Annotated in this window: 18 protein-coding genes and 4 pseudogenes; 10 read left to right on the top strand and 12 right to left on the bottom strand. The window is 69.6% G+C overall.

The annotated features are described in order from the left end of the window. Positions 1–182 precede the first annotated feature (182 nt). Together ACIRP7_RS41105 and ACIRP7_RS41100 are read left to right on the top strand one after the other, a co-directional pair. Entirely contained in the window at positions 183–5,474 is a 5,292-nt protein-coding gene (locus ACIRP7_RS41105; protein ID WP_403670735.1) for an AAA family ATPase, read from the top strand. Next, positions 5,471–6,655 carry a hypothetical protein gene (locus tag ACIRP7_RS41100; RefSeq protein WP_403670732.1) on the top strand — a complete coding sequence of 395 codons (1,185 nt, stop codon included), beginning with the start codon at positions 5,471–5,473 and terminating at the stop codon, positions 6,653–6,655. Before ACIRP7_RS41105 ends, ACIRP7_RS41100 begins: the two co-directional genes overlap by 4 nt. 288 nt (positions 6,656–6,943) lie before the next feature. On the opposite strand, the gene ACIRP7_RS41095 is transcribed toward ACIRP7_RS41100, so the two are convergent. Continuing rightward, a complete protein-coding gene (locus ACIRP7_RS41095) occupies positions 6,944–7,441 on the bottom strand; it encodes a DUF6420 family protein (protein ID WP_403670729.1) in 498 nt (165 codons plus the stop codon). A 41-nt stretch (positions 7,442–7,482) separates the two neighbouring features. Next, positions 7,483–8,298 (bottom strand): hypothetical protein, encoded by an 816-nt coding sequence (locus ACIRP7_RS41090; protein ID WP_403670726.1) that lies wholly within the window; start codon positions 8,296–8,298, stop codon positions 7,483–7,485. 459 nt (positions 8,299–8,757) lie between these two features. On the opposite strand from ACIRP7_RS41090, the gene ACIRP7_RS41085 reads away from it, so the two are divergent. The 3 genes and pseudogenes from ACIRP7_RS41085 to ACIRP7_RS41075 form a co-directional block, all read left to right on the top strand. Beyond that, positions 8,758–9,489: a Mu transposase C-terminal domain-containing protein gene (locus ACIRP7_RS41085; protein WP_403670723.1), complete on the top strand. Its 732-nt coding sequence runs from the start codon at positions 8,758–8,760 to the stop codon at positions 9,487–9,489. Between the two features lie 86 nt (positions 9,490–9,575). Further along, positions 9,576–10,544 carry a TniB family NTP-binding protein gene (locus ACIRP7_RS41080; RefSeq protein WP_403670760.1) on the top strand — a complete coding sequence of 323 codons (969 nt, stop codon included), beginning with the start codon at positions 9,576–9,578 and terminating at the stop codon, positions 10,542–10,544. 922 nt (positions 10,545–11,466) lie between these two features. Continuing rightward, positions 11,467–11,577: pseudogene (locus ACIRP7_RS41075) on the top strand (AAA family ATPase); the annotation flags it as partial. Between the two features lie 98 nt (positions 11,578–11,675). Here the strand turns inward: ACIRP7_RS41075 and ACIRP7_RS41070 are convergent. From ACIRP7_RS41070 to ACIRP7_RS41045, 6 genes and pseudogenes are all read right to left on the bottom strand, one after another. Next, the gene (locus tag ACIRP7_RS41070) at positions 11,676–12,806 is read right to left on the bottom strand and encodes a pentapeptide repeat-containing protein (RefSeq protein ID WP_403670720.1); all 1,131 of its coding nucleotides are present in this window, start codon (positions 12,804–12,806) and stop codon (positions 11,676–11,678) included. Positions 12,807–12,983: 177 nt separating this feature from the next. Further along, complete coding sequence (locus tag ACIRP7_RS41065) at positions 12,984–14,168, bottom strand: IS701 family transposase (RefSeq protein ID WP_403670717.1); 1,185 nt, start codon at positions 14,166–14,168, stop codon at positions 12,984–12,986. 72 nt (positions 14,169–14,240) lie between these two features. Further along, positions 14,241–14,339, bottom strand: a pseudogene (locus ACIRP7_RS41060) (IS5/IS1182 family transposase); the annotation flags it as partial. A 201-nt stretch (positions 14,340–14,540) separates the two neighbouring features. Next, positions 14,541–15,311 carry an aminoglycoside phosphotransferase family protein gene (locus tag ACIRP7_RS41055; RefSeq protein WP_403670714.1) on the bottom strand — a complete coding sequence of 257 codons (771 nt, stop codon included), beginning with the start codon at positions 15,309–15,311 and terminating at the stop codon, positions 14,541–14,543. Positions 15,312–15,415: 104 nt separating this feature from the next. After that, positions 15,416–16,348, bottom strand: a pseudogene (locus ACIRP7_RS41050) (IS5 family transposase). A 312-nt stretch (positions 16,349–16,660) separates the two neighbouring features. Further along, a complete protein-coding gene (locus ACIRP7_RS41045; RefSeq protein ID WP_403670712.1) occupies positions 16,661–16,828 on the bottom strand; it encodes a hypothetical protein in 168 nt (55 codons plus the stop codon). 109 nt (positions 16,829–16,937) lie between these two features. Here ACIRP7_RS41045 and ACIRP7_RS41040 point away from each other — a divergent pair, with 109 nt between their 5' ends. Then, the gene (locus ACIRP7_RS41040; protein WP_403670709.1) at positions 16,938–18,038 is read left to right on the top strand and encodes an IS630 family transposase; all 1,101 of its coding nucleotides are present in this window, start codon (positions 16,938–16,940) and stop codon (positions 18,036–18,038) included. Positions 18,039–18,489: 451 nt separating this feature from the next. On the opposite strand, the gene ACIRP7_RS41035 is transcribed toward ACIRP7_RS41040, so the two are convergent. Then, complete coding sequence (locus ACIRP7_RS41035) at positions 18,490–19,134, bottom strand: TetR/AcrR family transcriptional regulator (protein WP_403670706.1); 645 nt, start codon at positions 19,132–19,134, stop codon at positions 18,490–18,492. Between the two features lie 166 nt (positions 19,135–19,300). Between ACIRP7_RS41035 and ACIRP7_RS41030 the strand changes: the two genes are divergently transcribed. Then, entirely contained in the window at positions 19,301–20,263 is a 963-nt protein-coding gene (locus ACIRP7_RS41030; RefSeq protein WP_403670703.1) for a zinc-dependent alcohol dehydrogenase family protein, read from the top strand. A gap of 513 nt (positions 20,264–20,776) precedes the next feature. Here the strand turns inward: ACIRP7_RS41030 and ACIRP7_RS41025 are convergent. Continuing rightward, positions 20,777–22,123 carry a helix-turn-helix domain-containing protein gene (locus tag ACIRP7_RS41025; RefSeq protein WP_403670700.1) on the bottom strand — a complete coding sequence of 449 codons (1,347 nt, stop codon included), beginning with the start codon at positions 22,121–22,123 and terminating at the stop codon, positions 20,777–20,779. Between the two features lie 194 nt (positions 22,124–22,317). Between ACIRP7_RS41025 and ACIRP7_RS41020 the strand changes: the two are divergent. After that, positions 22,318–23,050, top strand: a pseudogene (locus tag ACIRP7_RS41020) (DUF4232 domain-containing protein). 254 nt (positions 23,051–23,304) lie between these two features. Here the strand turns inward: ACIRP7_RS41020 and ACIRP7_RS41015 are convergent. Beyond that, the gene (locus ACIRP7_RS41015) at positions 23,305–24,198 is read right to left on the bottom strand and encodes a LysR family transcriptional regulator (RefSeq protein ID WP_403670697.1); all 894 of its coding nucleotides are present in this window, start codon (positions 24,196–24,198) and stop codon (positions 23,305–23,307) included. A 102-nt stretch (positions 24,199–24,300) separates the two neighbouring features. Between ACIRP7_RS41015 and ACIRP7_RS41010 the strand changes: the two genes are divergently transcribed. Beyond that, entirely contained in the window at positions 24,301–25,401 is a 1,101-nt protein-coding gene (locus tag ACIRP7_RS41010) for an alcohol dehydrogenase catalytic domain-containing protein (protein WP_403670694.1), read from the top strand. Between the two features lie 377 nt (positions 25,402–25,778). Here ACIRP7_RS41010 and ACIRP7_RS41005 read toward each other — a convergent pair whose 3' ends face one another. Beyond that, positions 25,779–26,198 (bottom strand): hypothetical protein, encoded by a 420-nt coding sequence (locus ACIRP7_RS41005; RefSeq protein WP_403670691.1) that lies wholly within the window; start codon positions 26,196–26,198, stop codon positions 25,779–25,781. Positions 26,199–26,205: 7 nt separating this feature from the next. Between ACIRP7_RS41005 and ACIRP7_RS41000 the strand changes: the two genes are divergently transcribed. Then, a complete protein-coding gene (locus ACIRP7_RS41000; protein ID WP_403670688.1) occupies positions 26,206–26,583 on the top strand; it encodes a hypothetical protein in 378 nt (125 codons plus the stop codon). Positions 26,584–26,791 lie beyond the last annotated feature (208 nt).

Genomic DNA, 26,791 nt, shown 5'->3' with positions numbered 1-26,791 from the left:
GGGCGAGCGCAGCCCTGCCCGCTGGACGTGGCTGCTGCGAGAGGTCGAGGACAAGCTCAGGTCGCCCTGAGATCAAGCTGGGGTTGGGGAGCTGCTGTACCGTGCCGCGCATCCGGCGCGGCCGTTTCGGTCTTGGTGACCGGGGACGGTTAGGGTGAGTGCGGCGGCGCCGGGGGGGTGGCGTGCGCAGACACACCACGCTGGAGGTAACCATGGGGTTGCGCCCGACGCACCTCGGTTACGCCTACCAGGATCTGCTCACCGCGCTACGTCTGGTGGATCTGGCGGTGGGACATGCGAGGTCGGTGGTCGTCGACACGAAGATGTTCGCCGGGGACCGCTTCGATGACATCACGTGCGAGTGGGGCACCGGCAGGCGCGAGCGGCTGCAGATCAAGCACACGGATCACGACCGCGCGTTGTCGGCGAAGAGTTTCATCAAGGACAGCCGGGGCCTGCGCCTGGATCTCCTTTTCTCCTCCATCGACCGTGACCTCACGTCGCAGCCCGCTACTTCGCACCGTCTCGTGGTCCGCGACACGGAGCCGGACGAACCTGATCTGATGCGGGTGCTGCGGCCGGTCAGTAGCAGCAGTGATCCGGGGCCGGCGCTGTACGGCCTGAGCAGCAAGCGGTTCTCGTTCGACGCCGCTGCGCTGCGGGCCCACGATCCGTGGAAGTCCATGCTCGCCGCTGTCAGCGATGACGTGCTCGAGCGTGCCTGTGCCTGCCTGATCGTCGACACGGGTGTTGCGGCGTGTTCGCTCAACATCCGCGAGCCCGGACCGGCCGAGGCGACGCTGCTGCACCGCATCACCGAGGAACTCGGTGCCGGACGGCCTCCGAACCGCACCCGTACGGCCGAGGACGTGGCGCTCGCTCTCATCGAGACTGCCAAGGCGGCCCGCAGCCGGACGGGCACCGTGACGGTCGAGGACCTGCTTCCCCGGCTGGGCTTGGAGACTGACTTCGGGGCTGTGCGTGAGGGGCACCCCGTGGACCGTGCCAGCGAGGTGACCCGCCCCGCCGTTCTCACCAAAGTGGTCGCGCACGTGGAGGACACCGCACGGCAGGGTGGTGTTGTGGTGGTCACCGGCGCTCCCGGCATCGGCAAGTCGTGGTTGTGCGAGCAGCTCGGCGACGCGCTGCATGAGACCTGGCTGGCGGTACGGCATCACTGCTGGCTCGGCGCTGCGGATACCGACCGTGGTGAGCGGGTGCTGACCGAGGTGGTGATCGGCAGTCTGCTGCGGCAGCTGGAAATCGCCGCGCCGGAGGCGGTGGCGCAGGTCAGGCCCCGCTATGCGGCCACCAAGGAGACGCTTGCTGCGGCAGTCACGGCTGTGCGCGGCCTGGCCCCCGATCGACCCGTCGCGTTGGTCGTGGACGGGATCGACCACGTCAGCCGGGTCCTCGGGCGCAGCAGTGGCGGCGCGTTCGGTGAGCCGGTGGATCCGGCCGCCTGCCTGGTCGAGGAACTCACCTCGCTCAGCCTGCCGCCCGGCGCCGTTCTTGTCCTGGCCAGTCAGCCCGGCCCTCATCTGGAGGCGGTCAGCGCCCGGGCAGCCCGTCTGACCGTTCCCCCTCTCGACCGTACCGAGCTGGGTGCGTTGGCGGAGCGTCTGGGTGTGCTGTCGGCGCTGGCGCCGTCGGCTGCCGGTCTGGGGACTGCCACGGACGCCGAGGCCGCTGTCACTTTGATCGAGGAGCGCTCACGAGGCAACGCTCTTTACGCCACGTATCTGTGTCGTCAGGCTCTGGGCCCGGCCCCTGGTCTTGGGGCGCCGCCTGCGCCGGGCGCCGTCAGTGATCCCCTTGAGCGGCTGCGCGCGGTTCCGTCATCGGCGCACGACCTGGACGACTACTACGCCTATCTGCTGCAGGCTTTGACGGTCGAGCAGCGTTATGCGGTCAGCACGCTGGCGGTCTGCGACTTCGCTGTCAGCGCGGACGAGCTCGGGGAGATCTTCCCAATGCCGGCGATCATGATCAGTGCCGCTCTGACCAGGGTGGCACCGATCATCGCGCAGCAGCCGGGGATCGGTGGGCTGAAGATCCACCATGAGAGCTTCAGCCGTTTCGTGCGCCGGGCGGAGGGGGATTCCCGGTGGGTGGACCAGGTCCGGGCCCAGGCCGCCCAGTGGCTTTCCCAGCGCGGGTTTTTCACGGATGCGCGTGCCTTCCGGCACCTGCCTGAACTCCTGTCCGCTTTGGGCCGTGACGAGGACCTGGCCCTGCTGATCGGACCCGACTTCCTCTCCCGTGCGATTGCCGGTCTGCAGCCGCCGCAGGCCATCGTCCATACCCTGGCCGTCGTCGCCCGGCGGGCGGCGGCGCGCCGTGACTGGCCCACGCTGGTGCGCTGCATCGAACTGAGCCGGGCGCGGTCGACCTACGAGGACGAAGGCCTGCCCAGTTCCCTGGTGCCGTATGCGGATGTGCTGGTTGCGCTGTCGGGAGCCGACCATGTGGCGGCGGGCCTGTTGTATGAGGGGGTGCCGACGCTGTCGGCGCAGTGGGGCCTGCAGTTGTGTGCGGCGGTCGACCGGGCGGGATTCGCCGCACCGTGGGAGGCTTATCTGACGGCCTGGGACAAAGCGCGCGATGGTAAAGGCCACGACGGTTCCGCGGGCGATGAGGCGGTGTTCCTCGCGGAGTTGCGTGGGCGGATCAGGCTTCCTGGCCATGGCGCCGACACGCATGAGTCGCCGGAGGACCACCCGCTCGCGCTCGCGCAGCGGGTGGCTCGGTTCCTTGATCAGGAGTCCCTGGACTCCCCCGAACCGGCGCTCGGTGTGCTGCTGGACTGCCTCGGTGTCGAACCGCTGATGGAGAGCGCGGAACTCATCGAGCGCCCCGAGCGGCGTGCGGCCCTTCTGCTGCATCTCGCCGACGCCCACGACGGCGCGGGCGGGATACTGCTGTCGGCGCGCACACTGGCCGTCGCGGCTTGGGCCAGCGCTCCGTGCGGCCTACGACGTCTGCTGGACCAGGGCGTGCCGGTAGCGGACCTGGCTGAGGAGGTCTTCCGAGAGGACGACGTCACCACGGTGCTTCAGGAAGCAACCCAGGCGGTGCTGACTGGCCGTTACGGCGATCTGTCGGGGCCGGTCAGCAGGTGGCTGGAGCTGCTGGAGGTGGCCCAGGCCGCTGATCCGCAGGCGCCCACCCGGCTGCTGGCCCTCCTGGACGGCGAGGGTTTCTATCGTGCCTGGCTGCGGTTCGCCGTCACCACGCTCGGTCTGGGCCGCGACGTCGATGCGGGGCGGATCCCCGCCGAGCGGGCGTCCACTGCCGCCCGTGTGGCGCTTGAGCAACTGGCCCGGCACGCGGCCGCGTTCACGGGCCGGCCCAATGCCAGCGAGCTTGGCGACATCCACCGGCTCGTGCGGCAGGTGTTGCACGAGGCGGTCGCCCTGCTGCGCGGCAACGACGTCGCCCTGGGCATCGCGTCCTTGCAGACCGTCAGTCACGGCACCACAACATCCCTGATGGGCATGGCTGGGTCCGGTCCCCTGATCACCACGGAGCTGCTGTCCCTGCTGGCCCACAGCGTGGGCCAGGCCGGGTCCGACATCATCCACGAGCTGATGCGCACACTGCGCACGGCGCAGGCCGACAGCCGTTCCATGTATGCGGAGGACGCCGACTTCGAGCTCGAGATGGCCCGCGTGAGTCTCGCCTGCGACGACCCGGACGAGGCGCGGCGCTGCTGGGAACGTGCCGCCCGCTACATGGGCGCCTATGGCGGCCACAAGGACATCACCATCGAGGAACTGCTGGATCCGCTCCCCCAGCTTGTGCAGGCCGACCCCGTCCAGGCACGGGTGCGGCTGGCACGTACGCAGCCGCTCGTGTATCTCGTTGCAGAATGCACCGACGGACGGGGCACGGCGGGAACACCACAGGAGTGGTGGCGTCTTCTCGCGCGCCTGGATCCGCGAGCCGCCGCGCAGCTGACCGCCCAGGTGCTGCTGACCGAGCCCGGACTGCCCGATGCCCGGGTGGACGCGGCCCACCAGCAGCTGCTGGCCATGCAGGCCGACTCAGCCGACCCCGTCGTCCTGGCAGCGCTCCGTATCGCCGCAGGTTCCCGTGGCGGCAGCCTCGACGCCGACATCGCCCTGCTGGGCAGGCTCGCCGACCTGCCCAGCGACGACGCAGCCCACGCTCTGCGTCTCCTGCCGGTGCTCGCCAACGCGATCACCTCCACCTACGACGACCAGACGCTGATCCACGCATCGCATCTGGCCGGGGACACGCCGACCCCTGCCCTGCGTGCGGCAGCACAGCGTTTGGGCGGCGAAGGCGGCGCGTCCTGGAGACCCAGGCCCGTGCCCAGCAAATTCTCCCGCAACTGGTCCGGACCCAAAGGGCGTTACTCCACCGGCGCCTATCTGCACGCCCAGCAGCGCCCCGTGCTGCCGGAGGGCGCTGCCGGTGTGCTCGCCGCGGTCCGTGACTGCAGCAGCAAGGCGTACGACGATCCGCCGGGCTTCCGGTGGTCGGCCGATGCGCTGGCCAACGCGGTCGGATGGCGGCTTGTGGAGATCGCCGATCACCAGGGGCTCGACGCGGCCGCCCAGTTGTTGCACCGGGTCGCCCAGGAGATGAACGCCTCCGGCCCCGTTGAAGTACTCGCTGATGTCGCCGCCGGGCTCCATCTGCGCCAAGACATCGCCCCCGACGTCTTCGGCCCGCTCGCCGCGACGGCCGGCATGCTCGCCTACACCAAGATCCGAGGCGGCGGCGGATGGCGCTCCTTCGCCGGCAACGACCGCCTGGAGCTATGGCAGCAGGCGCACACCGCGGATGCCGCTGTCGCGAGCCAGGACCTCGCGGACCAGGTGGCCAACACCGTCGCCGACCCGTCCTACAGCCGTACTATCGGCGTCAGCCAGGCCCTGGTCTCGGCGTTCGCCATCCAGCCCCCGGATGCCTTCCAGCCCTCAACTGCCGACGCGCTTGCCTGCTGGGACGCCGCGCATGACGTCATCGCCCACCGTTTGCCGGGCAATGCCCGCCTCGGCGACGGCGCCTACCATCCGGTGCCGGAGCCGGCCACACAGCACGACATCGACACCGCGCTGTGCCGACTTGCCCTGGCTACCATCGCCCTACCCGAACGCGGCGAAAAGCGCCGCGCCCTGCTCGCGGCGACGGTCCTGCTGGCTGGCCGCCCCCGCCAGGCGCAGGCCGCGCTGGCGCACGTCCTGTCCTTCAGCCTCGGCGCCGGGCCTCTGACCTGGCTCCTGACCGTCCTGCACAGTCACCTGCCGGACGGGCCCCTGGATGCCGCTCTCCATGAGCAGCTCGTCGCTCTGTGCACCAGCGACATGCTGTCCGTGCGGGTGGAAGCCTCCGCCGTCCTCACCCGCGCCGGACACCAGCCGCCCTCCCCTCCGGCAACCGCGGCTCATCCGACACTCACCCACACCATCACCACCCACCTCGCCGCCGAGGACAGCGCATGAAAGACCCCCGGGGCTATGCGGCCCACCTCGTCGACCGCTACTTGGGCGCCCGCATCGACGCCGCTGGCCCTGCTCCCGGGCTGCGTGAGGCCGTCATCGACCTCGTGGCCGCAGCAGTCCCCGGCCATATCGAGCCGCTGATGCGCACACAGTTGGACCTGCTGACCCACCCCAACAGCGACCTGTTCCCCGACGCCTATCTCGCTGATCGGGCCGCCGCCGAAGACGCCCTGCAGAAGGCCGCGGCAGGCCTGCGTACCGCGCTCGCCCAAGCCGGACACCTGGTCAACGCCCAGGCCTTCGAACGCGGCACGGCCACACGCCTGCGCGACGACTCACGCCCGGCCCTGCGCGCCGAACTCGCCCGCGTTCCCCGCCCCCTGACACGCCCCGAGGCGCTGGAGTGGTCACTCGATCCCGCGCCCTGGTTCAGCGACAGCCACCAGGAGCAAGAGCCCTGGCCGCCGCTCGGTCTCACTTCCCTCGCGGGCCTGCGCTCCCTGCCAGAAGGTGCCCGGGCCTTTGCCCGAGTGGACGACGGCCCGCACGCGGACTGGGTGCAGATCGGACTGATCGAGCGGCAACGCACTCCCGCACGTCGCTACCCGGACCAGCCCGCCCGCCGGGTACTGATCGTCGTCGGTCTGGAAACTGCCGCCGGCGATCCACCACCCGGCACGCTGCCGGTCTCCCAGGCTCCCTGGCAGCTGTGGACCCGCCCGTTACAGCGCCTGGCACCTGCCCTCACCCGGTCGGGAGCGGCAGCCGAGCACATCAGCACCACAGACCAGCCCCTCGTGGCCCTCACCGACGCCAGCGCCACGCCCATGGTCGACTCGCCCCCGCGCCGCAGTGGCCCTGGCCTGCCCCCCTACGTCCTTGCACCCGCCGCCAGCGTCGTGGCGGCACTCGGACTCCAGCCCACCGACGGCATCTGCGGGTTCAGCCTCAGCGACACGGCAGGCGAAGCACTCATCTGCCGCCAGTGGCGAGGCCACCTCGTCCACGACGGAAGCTTTCAACCGCTCCTGCCCGTGGTAGCGGGAGCGGACCTGCTCATCCGCCCCGACCTGTTCGAGCGCCTGCACAGCACCATCGGCCCCTCCCGCTGCCAGGCAGGTATCAACGTCCGCCACATGACAGCACCCCAGACCGACGGCTTCCCCGACGACGAGGACTGAGAACACCCCCGCGCCGCTCGCGTCCCCGCCCCACGGCTCCCCTCCAAAGCGTCCGCCCCGGACTCAGCCCAGAACCTCGACGACGCCTGCGACACGCCGGAATGGGTGGAGGAGGCGCATGCCGTGCTTAAGAGGTGAGCCATGGGTGCAGGACTACGGTCCGGTCGCACATACCGCGCAGAGGGGTGGATCGCTACGCTGGTCGCAGGTGCGGCGCTCCCCCCGTGGCGCCGCACCGACCCGCATTCAGGGCTCGCCGTATCGCTGCGGCAGGCGGACATGAGGCGTCTAGCCGCCGCTGGCCTGGTTTTCCTCGCCCTCCCGGCGGACAGGCCCGGCCAGTGCTTCGGCCTCCTGCACGAGCCGGTCTGCTGGAGCGACGTCCCCCAACTCGACCGCGAGCGCGGCGCGCACGAACGCGGCGAGCCTGATGCTTCCGTTGCGCACCTCGAAGATGCGGTATGCCCCGTCCGCGTACGCGGCGCGGTGTCGGCACCCGGACTGCACGCAGTAGCCCTCGGCGGCCAGGGCGAGCCGTTTGAAGGCGGCGTTCTTATCGTCGGTGAGCTGGGCTGGACAGCCCAGGTGATCCAGCGTGATCCGGATGTGGGCGCGCATCTCGGCCGGGCGGATGGTGAGCCGGCCGCCGCCGGGCGTGACGTAGCGGCCCGGTGTCACCGGGGCGTACGGGTGGAGCAGCGGCAGATCCTTGTCCACCGCGTGCAGGGCGGGCAGTCCGTCGTACTCGAAGTAGGGGCCTGCAATGCCGTTGTGCTCGATTGCCATGCGGTCCTCGTTTCGGTCGCGGGGCGGGCGCGGGCCGCCCATCACGCGCTGGTGCCGGGCACGTTCCGCAGCAGTGCGGAGGTCATCGCCAGCAGTGTCTCCGCCTCGGCCCGGTCGTACTTGAAGTCCTTGGTGACCGCGTCGTTGTGCAGGGTGCCGCACGTCTGGCCATATAGGGCGTCCTGGATCCGCCACCACCGTTCGGTCTGGTTGCACTGGCTGCCTTGTTTCTTCGCCCCGGGGTTGTCCCAGTCGACGTTCTCCCGGACCCACTCCAGAGCCCGTCTGACCTCCAGGATCGACGCCCGGATCTCCCCCACGGTCAGCAGCCGCTGCGCCTCCCGCAGCGTCCGTCCGACCTCGTCCCGCTCCGGATCGCCGAGCGGGTACGGCACGGCCATCTCGAACGCCGCGGACGGCCCGAGCTGCTGCTCCCACCGGCTCTTCGCGATGGTGATGTGCGCCGTGTCCTGTGTACTCCCCGGATACCCGGGGGCCTGCGGCAGCGTCGCGTTGAGGTCGATCTCAAACCGTACGTCGCCAGTACGGCCCGCCTCGATCGCGTGGACCTGCAACGACGTCAGCGGGAACGACAGGCTGATGCGGTGGACGGTCACCTTCGGGGTGTACGCCAGGTTCACCGTGGTCCGGGCGAGCCGCGAGCGCTGCCCCGTCGCCTCGAAGCCGAACAAGTCCGCCTCCAGGGCGAGGATCTTCCCGGCCTCGGTGAAGGGCGACACCCCGACGGCAAGCTGAATGCCCAGCTCGTGGGCTCCCAGCGCGTGGCGCAGCCACATCTGGTCGCTGCTGACCACCGCGGTGAACCGGATGCCGTCGTCGAAGCGGAGTTCCTGCATAGCTCCCCCCAAGGGCGGGTCGATCACCCGATTCTGCCGGGCGAGGCGCCGCATCACCGCCGTTTTCCCCCCAGCCACGGGCTCCAGCCCGCAGGCCCAACGAACCCAGCGGCCGTCGATCCGGGCTCGGCTCAGTCAACTACCAAAACAAGGAGCAACGTGGCGACTCCCGCCCAGGGACCCGCCGGATACGATCACAGCACATCCGACCCACTGCCCTACTTATAGCCCTCTCAATGGATTTGCAGGCTTGTCTCAATTCTTGCAGCCTTGCAGTTCAGAGCGCTGTTTGACCGTTAGATCTCACCTTGATCGTATTCTCACTCATTGCAGCATTGCAGGTCAGAGACTTGCCAGAAGGCCATCAGGCTGCAGTACAACTGAGACGACATACCCGACACCGAGAAAGACGCCTGCTACAGCGTCGCCCAACTGCAGGACCTCCTCGATGAGTGGCTGGTGCACTACCACCACCGCCCCCACGAAGGCCTGCGCCACCCGATGATGCCCCGCAAAGCCCTCACACCGAACCAGATGTGGGCCGCGCTCGTCGCCGTCGCCGGACACGTTCCCGTCCCGCTCACCGGCCGCGACTACCTCGAACTGCTGCCTGTGCGCTGGCAGGCCATCACCCCCGCCGGCATCACCATCCACCACCGCACCTACGACCACGATCTCCTCGCCCCGTACCGCGGCCAGGCCTCCCCCGTCGCTGGCCGCGGCGGGAAATGGGAGATCCACTACAACCCCCACGACGTCCGCCAGATCTGGATCCGCCTCACCGACGGCGACCTCACCGAAATCCCCTGGATCCACCGCGACCACGTCCACCAGCCGTTCAACGACCGCACCTGGCAGCACATCCGCGCCCACGTCCACCGCAACAACCACGACGACAGCCAGCAGCATGAGGCCGGCCTGGCCGACGCCCTCGACCAGCTCATGCGCCGTGTCCACAGCGGCCACGCCACCACCACCGAACAAGCCCTCCTGGCCCGCGCCACCACACTGCCGGTTCCCGCCGCACGGCACCCGCAATACGGCGCCGGCCCCGCCACCGGCGAGCCGGCGCAGCACGGCGAGGACGACAGCATCGACGACCTCGACGACCTTCCCGAGGACGACACCCGCCCCGCCGCGGCCGCCGGATTCGGGCTCTACGACGCATACGAGGAAGCCGACAAGTGGTGAACACCCGCCCCCATCCCGCAGCTCACCAACCGCGCAGCGCACCCGCCGACGCGGGCAGCGGCAACACGGCCGAGCCGTCCTGGCCCCTGACCACCTGGCAGGGCTGGCAGCGCTTCGCCACCACCGAGCCGCCCGCCCCGCCCCAGCCCGGCGAGGCGCCCCACAGCCGCGACGAACGCCTCGCCTACCACTCCGCGTTCGTCACCATCCGCACCCCCGCCATCAGCCAGCTCGCCACCCAGGTCCGCACCCTTATGGTCCTCGGCCGCCACCAGCAGACCACCGCACGGCCCTCGCTGATCGTCACCGGACCCGCCGCAGCCGGGAAAACCACCGCCCTGCTCAACGTCGGCCGCACCTGCCACCTCGCCCACACCCGCAAAAACCCCGCATCGCCCGGATCATCCCACTCCACGGCACCCGTGGCGTACGTCCTGGTCCCGCCCGGCGCCACCGCGAAAACCCTCATCACCGAATTCGCCCGCTACCTCGGCATCCCCACCACCACCCGCATGACCCAGACCCAGATCACCGACGCCGTCTGCCACACCTACACCCAAGCGGGCGTCCAACTCGTCCTCATCGACGAGATCCACCGCCTCAACCCCCGCACCACCACCGGCGCCCAGGCCGCCGACCTGCTCAAAGACCTCACCGAACGCCTGCCCGCGACCTTCGTGTACGCCGGCATCAACGTCACCGACACACCCCTGTTCAGCGGCACCCGCGGCGCCCAGCTCGCCGGCCGCGCCACCCTCATCACCTGCGGTCCCCTCCCCGCCCGCCACGGCACCCGCCAGCCGTTCCGCGACGTCATCACCGACATCGAGAACGCCCTCGACCTCCACCACCACAAACCCGGCACCCTCCCCCGGCACGCCCCCTACCTCCACCACCGCACCGCCGGCCGCATCGGATCCCTCACAAGGCTTATCCGCCAAGCAGCCATCACCGCCATCCATGACGGCACCGAACGCATCACCAAAGCTGCCCTCGACGCGGTACAACTCGACCACCTCGCCGAAACCCACCACCGCCCCACCCGCAGCCGCTAACCCCCACCCACCGAACAGGCAAAACAGCACTGACCAGCACAAACACCAAACGAGCCTTTACACGCTAGGACTACCTACAATCCACCCCGCCACACTCCACACAGAACACATAACCCCAGCTCAGACCCCCGCCCACCCCGACCCAACCGCCCACTCGACCTCTCAGCAAACCCACAACACCCCAGGTCAGCAAGCACTCGGCACACCAACAAACCCCCCTCCGAGCGTTACTGGAGTCGGAGGCGTAACGCACGAAGCGCCGGAACTTCCCGCAGCCCGCCGGGCCCAGCTTCGTCGGCTTGGACTTCATGTACGCGCGGTTGAGGCTGCTGACCAGGCGCTCGCCCTTGGCACCGACCGGCTCGGCGAACTGGTCAAGGAGTACCCGGGACACACCATGCTGGTCAGGCTTGAGTTGCTGCGAGGCCTTGGATGCCTCCCGCACCAAGCGGTCGTATTCGGCCGGTGTGGGCGGAGGAGCGTATCTGAACGAAAGCACGAGTACTGGTTTGTACGTGGGAGTTTGTACGTGGGAGCTGACACCGCTTGTCGCTCAGAGCGGGGAACGCCCGGTTTCGACAAGGGGCGATGTATCTGAGTTCTGGCAACACCCGGGGCCTTGCGGTGGGAGCCTGGGGGTGCTCTGCGGGATGAGGGTGCGATGGCGCCACCGAAGTCCAAGGTCGATCTGTATGCGGCGATCCGCCGTGATGCCCGGGCGGGGACGTCCTACCGGGCCTTGATGCGCGAGCACGGTGTCGGATTCCGCACGGTCAAAGCGGCGTTGGAGTCGGTGTGGCCGGAGCCCCGGAAGAGGCCGCGGCCCCGGGGGACACGGCTGGATGCGTACAAGCCGTTGATCGACCAGATGCTGCGGGTTGACCTGGACGCCCCGCGCAAGCAGCGGCACACCGTCAAGCGGATCTTCGACCGGCTCACCTTCGGCGGCAACATCATCGAGACCGGCACCGAGTCCTACCGACTCGCCAGCACCAGGGCCCGGGCCGCCGGGCAGGACGCTGCCACGAGCTGACCACGGACCCCACAGAGGAGGAGTTAGTCGGCCAGGTCTTCCCGCGCGCAGCGGGCCCTTCGGTCACGGCATGGACCGCAGGGGCGGGTGCTGCGTCGTTATCCCTGGGGCTGGAGCAGTGGCGGAGGTTCGGGGCCGGGATCCTCGGTAACAACGACGCCGGCGGCCGCGTGGTCGAAACCGGCTGGCCAGCGAGTGTGCTCGCTGGCCAGCGCGCCGGTCAGACGTGCCTGCAGCAGGTCGGCTGTGCTCAAGTCGGAGCCACGCAAGTCGGCGAGGCGCAGGTCGGCGCGGCGGAAGACAGCGCCGCTGGCGTCGGCCTTGCGCAGGTTCGCCTCGCGCAGGTCGGCCTCGGTGAAGTCCGCGTCTCGCAAGTCCGTTTCGACCAGCCGGGCGCCCCGCACGTCGGCCAGAACGCAGCGGGCCCGGCGCAGGATCGCCGTCTTGAGGTCGGCGTGCCGCAGGTTGACCGAGACGAGAGACGCCTGCGTCAGGTTGGCGTGGTACAGGCCCGCCGCCTCCATACAAGACCGGTCGAGGTTGACCTCATGCAGCCACAGTCCGTCGCAGTCGGCCCGGCGCAGGTCCGTGACGCTGAGGTTGACCCAGGACTGCTGCCGAGGCTGCAGCAACAACACGCCGAGCCCGGTCAACGCCACCTGGGCGTCGGCGGCGCGGACCTCCAGCGGCACAACGTCGTTGATAGGCACGTCCGTCGCTGGAGCTTCCGGTCCGGCGGGCGGCCACGGCAGGTGTGTACGCAGGTAAGCGGCCTGGATGGAGACGACGGCCTCGCGGTCACGGGCGGAGTGCTCCGCGATCCGCCACAGTGCGTGGAGTCCGCCGATGCGTGTTTCCAGCTTGTCACTGCCGAGCTGATCGACGGCTGTGCTGAACCGGTCGGTGATATAGCCCTCCTGGGTGGCGCGCAACCCGTCCTGGCTGACGCGCAGTTGCCGCCACGTGGCGAACGCGCCGAACAGCACGACCATGCCGCCCACGGCCTGCAGAAGTGTCGTACGGACGTCGTTCACCGCTTTCAGCCGGTCCTGCGCGGCGACGCTCGCCCCGGCAAGATCGTGGTCGACCACCACACCCGGTAGAACGACGAGCACCGCGCCCAGAACGGCCAGCCCCGCTGTCCCGGCCAGCAGGGCTGCGACCGCACGATGCTTGACCAGCCGGTCGCGCCACGGCCTGCGACCGCGGCCCGGATCCCCCATCTCCATGGCATGGGAGCCTAGTACTGCAACGGTGCTTGTTCTGATTGCTGGGCAGTGTTCAGGGGCTGTGTCCGCGTCGTTTGTAGTGGCTGATGCGGGCTTGGTGCTGGCGTCGTCGGCGCCAGGTTGACCAGTGCAGGATGTGGTCAACCGGTGCTGGTCGGCGGTTGGTGAGGCGGGTGATCAGGCGTCGGATTTCGGCGAGGCTGAGGTGGATGAGCTGGGAGGATCCGTTTCTGCTTTGTCCGTGTCCAGCTCTCGGGCCCGCAGGACGGTCAGGCAGGCGTGGGCGGCCATGGCCAGGGTCATGTGGCGGTGCCAGCCGGGGTAGCGGCGGACCTGGTAGTCGTCCAGGCCGCATTCCTGTTTGGCGTTCTGGAAGCATTCCTCGACTGCCCAGCGGCTGCCCGCGATGCGGATCAGCTCGTCCAGCGTCGTGTCGGCGGGACAGTAGGCGATGTAGTAGGAGATCTCCTCGGGCCTGCTCACGCTGCGGCGGGCAAGGACCCAGTGTCGGCGGTCCTCGCGCTGCCAGGGCCGCACCTCGACGCGGGCCCAGTCGAAGATCCGCCGGCCGTGGGCTCCCTCGCCGCAGGAACGGCGTCTCCATTTCTGCCGCGGCAGGCCGGGGAACAGGTCGTGGACGGGGTGGTCGATGGACCAGCGGGTGACGACGGTGTCGTGCCGGGTGGTGGCCATGACGTGGAAGACATCGGCCTGCTCCAGCTCGAACCGCCAGCCCTTGCTGTAGCCGTAGGCGGCGTCCGCCGTGACCCAGCTGAACGGGATCTTGTCGGCGATGGCCCGGCGGACCATCGCCTTGACCATGGCCACCTTCGTGGCGAAGCCGACCGTGTCGTCGATGCCCGCCCTGCGGCAGCGGTCCCGGTCGTCCGTCCAGGACGTGGGCAGATACAACCGTCGGTCGATCAGCGTGCGTCCGTGGCCGGAGGCGTAGGCGAGGAACACCCCGATCTGGCAGTTCTCCGTGCGGCCGGCGGTCCCGGAGTACTGCCTTTGCACCCCAGCCGAACGGACGCCCTTCTTCAGAAACCCGGTGTCATCGACGATCAGGACGGCGTCCCGGTCTCCGAGGTGTTCCACCACATAGCCGCGCACGTCGTCCAGGACCTCGTCGGCGTCCCACTCGATCCGGTTCAGCAGCCGGTGGATGCGATCGGGCCCCGCGTGCCCGGCCTCCTCCGCCAGCGTCCAGCCGTTCTTGCGCTGCAGCGGCGCAACCAGCCCACGCATGTAAGCCAGCGCCGACTGACGCGGCTCCTCCCGGTTGAAACGGTGCACGAACCGCTCATGCAGAGCACCCAGTTCACCCGCCCACAACCTGACATCAGCAAGATCCCCACCCATAACCACACCAACGACCGAGTTGGCCAGCAGTCACGGCAAAGACCGTTGCAGTACTAGGCAGTGTCCTGGCGATCACGAGCGGAGCCAGATCCTGAGGGCCGCGGCAGTGACGGTGCCGAGGTGAACATAGGCACGCTTGTCGTACCTGGTGGCCACCGCGGTGAAGTCCTTCCAGGAGCGTCTCCGAGCGAATCCCGCCGTCACGCCTCGTCGCGCACCTCAGCCCCTCGCGGGAAGACCGCACAGCAGGACGGCGCACCGCCGTCGGCGAATCTGACGGACACCAACCCACGCCCGGACCGGCCCGCCCGGCGGGACAGCCGTGCCGGTGGTCCGTTCGCGTATGCCGCCGCGCTGGACGGCAGCGAGCTGCTACTGGAACAGCTGCCGGTGCGACTGGCTCCAGGCCACCTTGCGCTGGAGTTCCTGCAGATAGCCGTCAGCTACCCAGGTGGCCTGGGGCTGGTGCCCGTCGGCGGCCAGTCGGCGTACGTGATCGATGTTCTCCCGTTGCCTGTCGATGACGGCCTCGACGATGCCCTCGGTGGAGGACAAGCCGTAGGCGGAGCAGAACCGCTGCAAGCGGTGCCGGCGGTCGGGCGGCTGCGGGAAGTGCAGCCATCGGATGCTCTCGGCGTCGTCGCGGAAGGGGGCGATGTACTGCAGCGCGTAGGCCACATCGTGCAGACGTGCCGCTGGGCGGGCAAAGTCGAAGTCGATGATCCCCACAGGCCGGCATCCCTGCCAGACCACGTTCCACGGGCCGAAATCGCCATGGCAGATCACGTGACCTGCGGCCGGCACTGCCGGACCGGTTGCCCAGGCGGCCCCGTCCGGCGGACGGAAGTCCGTGGTCGCGTCGTGGTAGTCGCGCAGTAGCCGGGCGAAGGCGGTCAAGCCCTCGTCCTCCACGACTCTGTCCCAGCCCAACGGCCCTGAATCGCCGTCGATATAGGTCAGAACTTCGCGGCCCTCCTCGTCGAACCCCAAGACCCTCGGAGCGCAATGGAAACCCACCGCTTCGAGATGGCGCAGAAGCGCGTGGACCGTCTCAGTCCACGGCTGCACGGGTCTGCGGACCGTGTCGCCGATCCGCACGACCTGCCGATGAGCGTCATCCTGCAGAACGTCCTCGTTGGCCACCCCGAGAGGCTACCCACCCGGCCGAGGAAGGGGGCACTCGAATGCACTCGACGTGGACACCGCGTCTCGGGCGGGCCTGCAGCGGCTAGGACTTGTTCGCCCGATCATGTGCGGAGCCAGATGACGAGGGCTGCGACGGTGGCGGTGCCGAGAAAGACGTATCTGCGTTTGTCGTAGCGGGTGGCCACGGCCCTGGCTTGCTTGAGCCTGTTGATCGCCCGCTCGACGGTGTTGCGCTTCTTGTACCGCTCTTCGTCGAAGCCGGGTGGCCGTCCGCCGCGCGAACCTTTGCGCCGGCGGGCGGCCTGGCTGTCGGTCTTCTCCGGGATGGTGTGCCGGATGCCCCTGCGGCGCAGGTACCGGCGGCGCGGGCCGTTGCTGTAGGCCTTGTCCGCGGCGAGGCTGTCGGGCTTGGTGCGGGGCCTGCCCGGCCCGCCGCGGGGGACACGAATCTTCTCCAGAACGGCCTCGAACTGGGTGCAGTCCGCGCGCTGGCCGCCGGTGACGACCAGGGACAGCGGTCGGCAGCACCCGTCGGCGCTCAGGTGGAGCTTGCTGGTGAACCCGCCGCGCGAGCGGCCCAGGCCCTCACCTCCTGCACCACCTCCACCAGGCGGGCGAGCAGGCTCTGCCACGGCGTCTCGGCCTGGTGTTCTGGGACTTCTGCCCCCTTTGAGCCGGAGGCCGGCGGCGGATCGGTGCGAGCACCGGCCGCATGCTGGTGCGCACGCACGACGGTGGAGTCCACCGCGATGTCCCAGTCGATCTCACCGGCCGCGTCGGCCGCGGACTGGACCTGCTGCAGCAGACACTCCCCGGTGCCGTCGGCCGACCACAGCCGGTGGCGTTCATAAACCGTCTTCCACGGACCGAACCGCTCGGGCAGATCCCGGCCACTGCACCCCGGTCCGCACCCGGTGCAGGATCCCGTCGATCACCTGCCGGTGATCCCGCCACCGGCCACAACGCCCGTTGCTGACCGGAAGGAACGGCCGCAGCCGTTCCCACTCGCCATCCGTCAAGTCACCCCGCCCCATGCCTGACACAACGAGCCAACAGTCAGACAGTCACATGATCGGGCGGACAAGTCCTAGGCGCCGCCCAAAAAACGATCAAGGTGTACGACCTCGAGCGGCTGTGCTCAACTGCCACTGGCCCGACGGGCAATCACCGGACGACGCAGGGCGTTGCCAGTTCTCATCGACATTCTTGAGCCCTGTGATCGCTAAGTGCTGCCCGAAACCGTCGATAAACGTTGCCCACTCTCGTCTACGAAACCAACCCGCTGACCAGCCGTGGTCGGAGTCATGGCCAGGGTTGGCGGCAGCGTGGTCGGTGCCGTGGTCGGTCTACTCGGTGGTGTGGTCGGGGTCGGGGAGCTCTGGCGGGAAGTGCCGCTCCAGGATCCCCACCCACGTGTGCAGGCCGATGAAGCCGGTGGTGCCGGCCTGCGCCTGGACCAGCTCGATCAGGACATCAATGAACGGCTGGGCGGCTGTGCCCGGCGGTTTGTTCATTGGTTGCGGCAGCAGTTGGTGATCGTCAAGCTAGTGGCCCGTCACGATTGGTCGGCCGGTTAATTGATCTGTCGCTTTTGAAGCGGCAGGCTGCCTCCAGGCTGTGATCATGGAGGTAGTCGTGGGGCGTCGTCCGGAGGTGTTCGTCCGGCAGGTCAGTCTGGAGGAGGGAAGGCGGCTGCAGCGGATCAGCCGGACCGCGAAGGATCCGGTGAGGCTGCGGCGGGCGATCGTGGTGATGATGTCCGCACAGGGCCAGTCGGTGCCGGACATCACCGCGTTGATGCAGGTCAGCGCCGACTACGTGCGTGATGTGATCCACGCCTTCATCGAGCGGGGGTTCGACGCACTGGACCCAAAATGGAGCGGGGGACGCCCCAGGGCGATCAGTAACCGGGTGCGGGAGCACATCTGCCTGATCGCCCGGACGTCCCCCACCGACTGGGGACTGGCCGGCTACTCGACCTGGAGCCTGGCCAAACTGGCCGAACACCTGGTCAAGCAGAAGGTGGTCCCCACGCTCAGCCGCGAGACGCTGCGGCGGATACTGCACGAGGGCAAGGTCACCTGGAAGACGACGACCACCTGGAAGTCCTCCAACGACCCCGACTTCATCACCAAGATGCACCGGATTCTGGCCCTCTACGACACCCCGCCGGACGACGGGCGCGTCGTCTGCGTGGACGAGTTCGGCCCGCTGAACCTGATGCCCCGCAAGGGCAAGGCGTGGGGACCTGTCCGTTCACCGCGCCGGCTGCGGGCGACCTACAACCGGTACAACGGCGTCATGCACATGCTTGCCGCCCTCGATCTGGCCACCGGCAAGATCTACTACCGCATCCGCAGACGCTGGCGCGAGTTCCTCGGCCTGCTCAAGGCCCTGGGGGCCCGCTGGCCCGGGGAGAAGCTGTACGTCGTGCTGGACAACTTCTCCCCGCACAAGCACCCCAACGTCCGGGCGTGGGCAGCGGCGCACGACATCGAGCTGGTCTTCCTGCCGACCTACGGATCCTGGCTGAACTGGATCGAGTCCGAGTTCGCCGCCCTGCGCTACTTCGCCCTCAACGGCACCGACCACCGCAGCCACAGCGAGCAGAACGCCGCTATCGCCGCCTACGTCCGCCGGCGCAACGCCAGGACCAGGCCCAAGACCCGGTTCGCTCCCGACTCGCCCATCCGGGAATGGACCGAGTACCCCGCGGCGGCGTGATCCTCCCTACAGCACCGGAAACCGCTGTTCGGGCAGCAACCGAGGACGGCCCGAGCCGCGCCGGTGGGCCTCGACAACGGCGCGTGTGCGTGATCGGCAACCCGCTTACACCACCTTCGTCAGCACGCCGAGGCCCAATCCGACGCGCTGCCGAGCGGCGGTAAGTGGGCTGGGTGTGGTGCAGGTGCGTCAGAGCCTGCCGCACCCCCGCGGCTGACCGTGCCACGCCGCCCAGCTCGATGGAGCCGATGGGGATGGGCAAGACGGTGATGTCACCGAGGCGGACGCTCCCGGCAGGTCCCTCTCGCCTGCCCACAGCGACCGGCCGCCTTATCCGACGGCACCACATCCCACGACCGCGCTGCCAGTGAGCCCCTTCCCACCTGGCTGCGGCATGGACCCGACAGGGCTGTTTGTCTGGCGAGGATCGACGAACCTCCAGGTGACGGATCTACAACGTGCTGGGCGAGTGGGCGAGCTGCAGGCGTGGTGCCGGCGGCAGCGGCGTAGGCGCTCCCACCTCTGGTGCGGCGCGGAACGCCTCGATCACGTAGGCGGCGAAGCGGCGGGAGGTCGTGACCCGGGCGGCACGCGGCGTGTCCTGGAGGCCCCGGTGGGCCATGAGCATGAGGATCAGGTCGTCGATGACGAATTCGGGGCGCAGCTGGCCGGTCTTCTGGGCACGGCGAGCCAGTTCGCCGACCGCGCGCAAAGTCTGCTCCCGGTCGGCGGCGAAGTCCATGGCCTCGGGGAAGGCCGTCATGAAGGCGTCGGCGAATCCCCGGCTCTGCGCGTGGAGTTCGCAGATCCGCTCGACCAGGCTCCGGAATCCGTGCCACGGGTCCGAGTCCGCAAGGGCCTCGCGGACGGCGGCCCGGCAGGCCCGCCGCTGCTCGGCGAAGGTCTCCACGATCAGTGCCTGCTTGGTCGGAAAGTGCCGGTACAGCGTGGCGGGGCCGACGCCCGCATGGCGGGCGACCTCGCGCATGGGCGCACTCAGGCCCTCTTCGCCGAACACCGCGCGGGCAGCGTCCAGGATACGGGCCCGGTTGTCGCGGGCGTCGGAGCGCACGGTCTGAGGCAATTGGTTGGTCATCGTTTCTCACTTTAGCCAAACGGACGGGGGCGTCCGTTACGGTCCGATGGCGGTGCTGCCGCTCCGCCCCGGCACTTCCCCGGCGATGCCCGGCTCTGGGGGCGGGCTCGACGTCCACGGTCCGCAGCAGCTGCGGACCGTCCCTCAACCGACCCAAGGAGCAGAAGTGAAAGCCGTCGTGATCAGGACGTTCGGCGACCCCGATGGCCTGGAGGTCGTCGATGTGCCCGCGCCTGTTCCTGCCCCGGGACAGGTGCGGATCGCCACGGAGGCGATCGGGGTGGGCGGCGTGGACGCCGTGATCCGCCGGGGAACGCTGGCCGCCTACGGCTTCCGGGAGGGCCATCTCCTCGGCAGCGAGGTCGCGGGAAGAGTCGCCGCGGTCGGAGAGGGCGTGGACGCCTCGTGGATCGGGCGGCGGGTGTGGGCGTCCACCGGCCTGTCCGGCGGGTACGCCGAGCAGGCCGTCGCCGCGGTCGAGGACGTCCTCGCACTGCCCGACGATCTGACCGGCGCCGACGCGGTGACCCTCGGCGGCTCCGGCGTGGTCGCCCACTTCGCCCTGGAACGGGCCCGCTTCACGCCCGGAGAGACGGTGCTCGTACGCGGCGCGGCGGGCAGCATCGGGATCACGGCGGTCCAGCTCGCAGCCAGGCATGGCGCGAGCGCGGTGGCGGTCACCACCTCGTCGGCGGACCGTGGCACCCGCCTGCGAGACCTGGGCGCCACCCATGTCCTCGACCGCACCGGCGAAAGCGGCCCGAACGCACCTGCGGGCTTCGACGTGGTGATCGACGTCGTGGGAGGCCCCCAGCTTCCCCTCTTCCTGGACAAGCTGAACCCCAACGGGCGGTTTGTAGCTGTCGGTGTGGTCGGTGGGCAGCCGCCGACGAACTTCGGCATGCGGCTGATGGACGTTTTCCGCAAGTCGTTGTCGTTCGCCACATTCAGCTCTGACACCGTGCCCGGCCCCGACCGGCAGACCGTACGGTCGTCCCAGTTCGCCGATGCCGCGCACGGCGACCTTCGCACGGTCGTGCACGAGGTGCTGCCTCTGGACCAGGCAGCGCTGGCCCACCGCCGGATGGACGCGGGGGTGGTGTTCGGCAGGGTCGTGCTGGCGCCCTGACCCGGACCTTGGGCGAACGGGGAGTCAGCCGACCAACACGCTCACGCATGGCTCGGCGCGGGTGGCCAAGGGGAAGTCCGGGAGGGCGTCGGCGGCCGGGTCGCGGTGAAGATCCTGCACGGCAGACGTCACGTGGCCGCGCGGAGTCGGCCGGGCGACGACCACCACCTGCTGATCCCTCCAGACACCGCTGGCCAAGGAGGACTGCGCGGGATCCGCACGCCTCCAACCCTTCCTTCCGGCGCCCGGCCGGGCATCGTCTCCGCCGCCGTCTTCCCCTGGTGCGACCGGACCAGGCGCTCACGTGTCCCAGTGCGTACGCACTGTACGCACTACAGGCCGGCTCGGGCTCGGCCTGCTGTTCACCGGCGCCTTGCCGTCACGGCGGCGGTGACCGGCATTTTCGCAACGGGTCCTGCAGCCGGCGATGAGCACGCCGGGAGCCGGCGGCCGTCCGCCGGCCCACTGGTGTCAGGCGGCCGCATGCAGCATGCAGACGCCCGCGCGGAGCGGTCAGCTTGTGCGGGGGATCCAGTCGCTGCCGCCCAGGGGGTAGTCGTAGCCGGGACGGTTGACGTCGGCGCTGGTACGGAACGGGGTGCCGTCGTTGTCGACGCGGACGGTGCCGTGGCGGCTGCCGCTCGACCAGTCGAGGGTGAGGTCCCAGCGGACGTCGTGCGCCTTGGTGTGGGCGGTGACGTAGAAGACCTCGGGATCGGACTCGCTAACGCTGTAAGGGAAGGCGCGCTGGCCGTTCTTGACCGTGACGGTGGGGCTGCCGCTGTCCAGGTCCACGTCGAAGGACTTGGTCTCGACACCGCCTCCGCAGCCGACGCCCATCGCATAGTCGTTCCAGGCGAGCGGCGCGTTCCTGGACTCGATGGTCACGTGCAGCGCTTCCAGGACGACGGTCCGCGAGCCGGCGCCCTGGACGGTGAGGGCGACGCGCTGCTCGTCCGAGGAGACCGCGCCGTACGAGGCGGCCCAGCGCGGGGCGTTCTCCTCGTTCGCGGGCGGCCCCATCTGCGCGGGCGCGTTGTCGACGAGGAAGTGCTGGCTGCATGGGTTGTCGTAGACGTAGGGGCGGGTGCGGACGGTGATCGGGACCGTGGCGCTGCCGGCAGTCGGCGCGGCGGACGTGTCCGGCGCGGGGCTGCTCGGTGTGGCGGAGGCTCCGACTGCCTGCCGATCGCCGGCCGTGCCTGCGCCCGCGCTGCGGGTCGGTGCGGTAGACGTGTCCGGCGTGGGGGTGTCCTGCGAGGCGGAGGCTCCGCCCGCCTTCCGGTCCGCCGCGTCGCTCAGGTTCCCGTTCGCGCTCCCGTCGTCGTCGCCGGCCCACGGCGGATGCACCGCGAGCACCGCGGCCACCAGTACGGCTGCGGCGGCGGAGGCGACCAGCGCCGTACGGCGCCTACGCGGTGCGGCGGACCCGCCCGGCACGCTGACGACGACCGGCTCGTCCGGCACGTCCGGCGCATCCTGGACGTCGGCTCCGGGCGCCCCGGCCGCCTCGCCGGCCTCGGCCGCCTCCGGCTCGCGGGCCGCGAGGACCTCACCGGCCCGGCCCTCCCCGCCTTCGCGCCGCACCTGCGACGCCGCCGCGCGGGCCGCGTCCGCCAGGACCCAGCGGCGGTGCAGTTCCACGAGTTCCTGCGGCGTCGCCTTGCACACCCGCGCGAGGCGCTCCACCGGCGCGTAGTCGTTCGGGACCGCGGTGCCGTTGCAGTACCGGTGCAGCGTCGACGCGCTCATGTGCAGCCGCTTCGCGAGCGTCCCGTAACTCAGTCCCGAGCGGTCCTTGAGCTCCCGCAGCAGCGTCGCGAACCCCTCGGCCGGCCCGGCCCCTGCCGCCCCTGCCACCTGATCCTCCATCCCGCAGCGTCCCCCCGTGTCCCGTTCCGGCGTTCCAGGAGCACTGTATTCAACCTGGTCAGTGCCTGTTTCCGTCATTCCAGTATCCCCCTGCCCGGCAGGCGTGGCAGCTGGGACGGATCACCGAACAAGATCCAGCCATCCAAGCACCACACCAGTGTCACCAGCGAAAGAGGTACGCAATGTCCGGCACCCGAACCTCCGGTATCCGTCTCGCCGCCGCTGCCGCGACCGTCGCGATCGCCGCGCTCTCCCTGACCGCATGCGGCGACGACGGAACGGGCGCCCGCGCCGAGGACACGGGGATGGGCGTCGCGCAATCCACGGTGCCCACCGGCGGCGCCTCCGCCCCGATTCAGTCCGCGTCGCCCTCCGTGGCGAACCCCGCGTCGTCCAAGGCGCCCGGCAGCTCCGGGCACGCGGGGTTCCGGCGGCTCGAAGCCGACGACGCGGCACACCACCGCCAAGGCTCCGGCCTCCTCCGGCAAGCCGGTCACCTGCGAGGGCTCCAACACCAAGACCGTCGCGGCCCCGCTGAACCGCCCGGTGAACCACATGCTGCTCACCGTCACCAACACCGGCAGCAAGACCTGCTACCTCTACAACTACCCGGCGCTGCAGTTCACCGGCGCCCAGGCGGTGCCGCCGGTCATCGACGACTCCCACCCGCAGGCCGTGGTGACGCTCGACCCGGGTGAGTCCGGCTACGCCTCGGTGAACCTGTCCGCCGCGGACGGCAGCGGCACGAACGGCTACACGGCGAGGACCCTGGCGGTCTACTTCTACGGCCGGTCCGGCAACGAGAGCGTCGGCGCCGCCGCCCACCCGTCGCTGCCCGTCAAGGGCCTGTACATCGACAGCACGCTGAAGACCACGTTCTGGCAGCAGTCGATGGACGACGCCCTGAACCGGTGACGCACGGGCCGCGTCGCCCGCAGGTGACACAATGGCTGGGCTACTCGAAGAACTTCGGGCCCCAGCCGGTGTCACTGGCCGCGCCCGGGACGTCGGCCCGGGTGTACGACGTATTTCCCCACCAGATCTCGCCGTCGGGCAGGACCAAACTGTGGCTGCCGGGGCCGTCTACGGAGTGCGTCGGGCCGCCGCCGGAGCGCAGCCGCAGATCGCCGGCCCAGCCCGATCAGACCCGACCGCCCCGGCGGCACGTGTCAGACGGTCGAGGTGATCGCTCGGGTGACGGCTGTGATCGGCGGGGTGGGGCGGCCGGGCAGGCGCGCCACGAGAACACGGCGGATCTCAGGAGGCGCGCCTTCGACGTTGAGCAGGCTCACCCCGGGCGGTAGCACCGGCGAGAGCCGGGTCGGCACCGTTGTCACTCCGAAGCCGCCCGCGACCAGTTGGAGTTTGGTCAGCCAGTCGCGTGCGCGGTGGACGATGTGCGGCCGTCCAGGCAGGCCTGGCCAGACGCCGAGCAGTGGCTCGGAGTTCGACGACGGGGTGGCGATCCACGCGGCGTCGACCAGTTCGTCGACATGCACCGCGGTGCGGCCGGCGAACTTCCCCGCCGAAGACGTCGCCAGGACCAGTTCGGTGTCCACGGCGGTCTCGACGTGCAGGCGCGGCGACTCGCTGTCCAAGGGACGGTGGGGCGGACGGGACGTCAGCACGGCGAGGTCGATCGAGCCCGCCCGCAGCGCCCGGGTCAGGGTGGGCGTGGTGCCCTCGGTCGTCGTGACCGTGATCTGCGGGTCGGTTGCCGCGAGGCGGGTGAGCGCGGCGGGCAGGATGACGGCGCCCGCGCTCAGGAGCACTCCGAGCCGCACCAGTTCGGTCCCCGGGACGGTGCCGGTGAGGTCGGACTCGGCCGCCGCGAGGCAGTCCAGGATGGTTCGGGCGTGGCGCAGCAGGGTCAGGCCCGCGGGGGTGAGCCGCACCCCGTCGGGGCGGCGGTCGAACAGGGTGGTGCCCGCGCTCCGTTCGAGTGAGGCGGCCTGGCGCGAGACCGCCGACTGGGTGTAGCCGAGCCTGGTGGCTGCCGCGGTGAAGCTGCCGGATTCCGCGATCTGCTGCAGGACCCGCAGACTCGTACTGGAGATGTCCATGCGGTATACGCATACCAGAGATGCCAGATCATCGCTTCCCGCATGGCCCAGGGGCTCCTAGTGTCGATGCCGACGGACCTGGACGAACATGGAGACCACCGCATGCGAGCTGCAGTATTGACGCGGTTCGGCGCCCCGCTCACTGTGCGGGAGATGCCCGACCCTGAAGCCGGCGGCGGTGAGGTGGTGGTCGAGGTACTGGCCACCTGCGTCCCGCCGTACGCGGCCGAGGTCTTCGGCGGTGAACGCAACTATCCCCTGGCCCCTCCCGTCGTGCCCGGGGTCGGCGGCGTGGGACGGATCGTCCGCGTCGGCCCGGACGCCACCCGGCTGCGCGCCGGGGACCTGGTGTGGTGCGATTCCACGGTGCGTTCGCGGGACGACGCGCTGACGCCCGACATCGCGCTTCAGGGCTGGAGCTCCCGTGGCGAGGGCGGCGCGCGGCTGGCCCGGTACTTGCACGACGGGTCGTTCGCCGAACTCATGCGGGTCCCGACGGAGAACGTCTTCCCGCTGCCGGCCGCCGCAGGGGACGACCCGGCCCGCTGGGCCGCGCTCAGTGTGCACACCATCCCTTACGGCGGGCTGCTGGCAGGCGGGCTCGCGGCTGGTGAGACGCTGCTCGTCAGCGGGGCCACCGGCAACCTCGGCAGCAGTGCGGTCGCCGTCGCGCTCGCGATGGGGGCGGGCCGCGTGGTCACGCCGGGCCGCAACCAGGCAGCGCTCGACCTTCTCGCCGACAGGTTCGGTCCACGTGTGCGCCCGGTGCCGCTGACCGGGGACGAGGCTGTCGACCGAGCGGCGATGTCCGCGGCGGGCGACGGCCCGATCGACATGGTGATCGATCTACTCCCGCCGAGCGCACCCAGCTCCGCGGTGCGTGTGGCGGCCATGGCCGTGCGGGAGTACGGTCGCGTCGTCCTCATGGGCGGCGTCGGCATGCTCGGTGGCGACGCCCTCGCGCTCCCGTACCGGTGGATCATGCGCAACTCGATCACCGTACGCGGCCAGTGGATGTACCCGCGCACGGCGAACGTCGGCATCATCCGGCTCCTCACCGCGGGCACGCTGGACCTCGCCCCCGAACGCGTCCAGTCGTTCGGCCTCGATGCCGTCAACGACGCCGTCGCGTACGCCGCCTCACACGGCGGCCCGTTCGACCGCACCGCACTCGTCCCAGTGGCAACCGTCAGGCACCCTTGAGCAGGGGCCGGCCCCGCCTTGTTTCTGCCTGATCTGGGCACAACTCCCGGCGCCCTCACGGCGTTGGGCCGGCCACGCTCGCCGGGGATCTGGCTCAGGCGCTCCCGGAAATGATGAAGAAGTGTGCCCGGCGGGTCAGGGTGTCAGGGGTGCGAGCACCTGGTTGTGGGTGTGCTGGTAGATCACGGAGGTACGGAATCCGACGACTTCGCGGCGCTCGGTGAACTTGTCCATCGGTAGAGCAGGTAGTTGAGGAACTTCACCGAGGATCCGGCGATCGGGAGTGCCCACATGCGCTCGGATACGAGCGGAGACAGGACCTCAGGCATCGGTATCCCTTCCTCGTCGGCTACAGCGGGACAGTTGGTGGACGTGTATCACCCGGTGCGCTTCCCTCTGTTGTAGTACCCCTGTTGGGTGAACTCGAGGTCCAGCTCTTCCTCGTGCACCTCGGGTCCGATGGCGTTGGGGAAGGCCTCCGGATCGCGATCGTGCTGGGCGGCGATCTGATCGAGGACGGTGTGCTGGGCGGTGCTGTTGCCGTGGAACCACAGGCGAACGTGCAGCTGGATCATGCCGTTTCCGGCTTGTTCCACCCACTTGTAGCCGACCAGCGCCCGGACCGCACGGTTCACCGTGGAACGGGTGATCCGCTTCCCGCCCTTCTTGGCCGCGAGCTTGTTCAGGCCGTCGGTGATCTCCTGTTGGGTGTACGCGGCGATTCCGGTGCCGCGCTCCTGGACGTGGCCGGCCGTCGTCGGCCTCGCCACTCTGGCCGTCACCACGTACTTCTCCATCGATCACGTGCGTAAAAGCCAGCGCACCAAGCAGGCCAAGCGCTTCCAGGCCGACTACGGCCTTCTCAACGAAACCGTCGTCATCCTCGACAAGCTGGCCAGCACCGCCGCGCAGAAGGCCGATCTGACCACCCTCAGCGAACTCCTTAGCCGGATCAAGCAGGCCGAACGCCGCTTCCCTGAACTGCCCCTTGGCACCGTCGTCGTCTACATCGACGCCTACAGGAAGACCACCCTCCCAGAGGACTTCCGGCGCAAACTCAGCGCCAAACGCATCCTCGTGGACGACCTGCTGGACCTCTCCCGCCAGCAAGGAGCTGCCATCGCAGGAGCCCTCGCAGCCATCGCAACCGTGCAAAGCGAGATCGACCGCCGCACCAACTGACCACAACAGCCCAACCGCACCGGCCACGTCGCCGCCCATTGTGATCGGGCGTGCTCGAGCACGGGCCGCGGAAGTTCGGTGCCGTACGCATGGGTTTGGTTGAGTAGCTTCCTCAGGCCGACAGGGGCGTGGTGCCAGTGATCGTCCAGGCTCACTTGCGTACTGAGGTCGTCCATGAGCTGGGAGGTGACCCAGGCGGCCTCCGTGG

It is taken from the genome of Streptomyces sp. NPDC102270, from assembly GCF_044766405.1.
Classification (GTDB): Bacteria; Actinomycetota; Actinomycetes; order Streptomycetales; family Streptomycetaceae; genus Streptomyces.
Note: the sequence above shows the minus strand (reverse complement) of the source record. Positions and strands in the feature narration are given on the sequence as shown.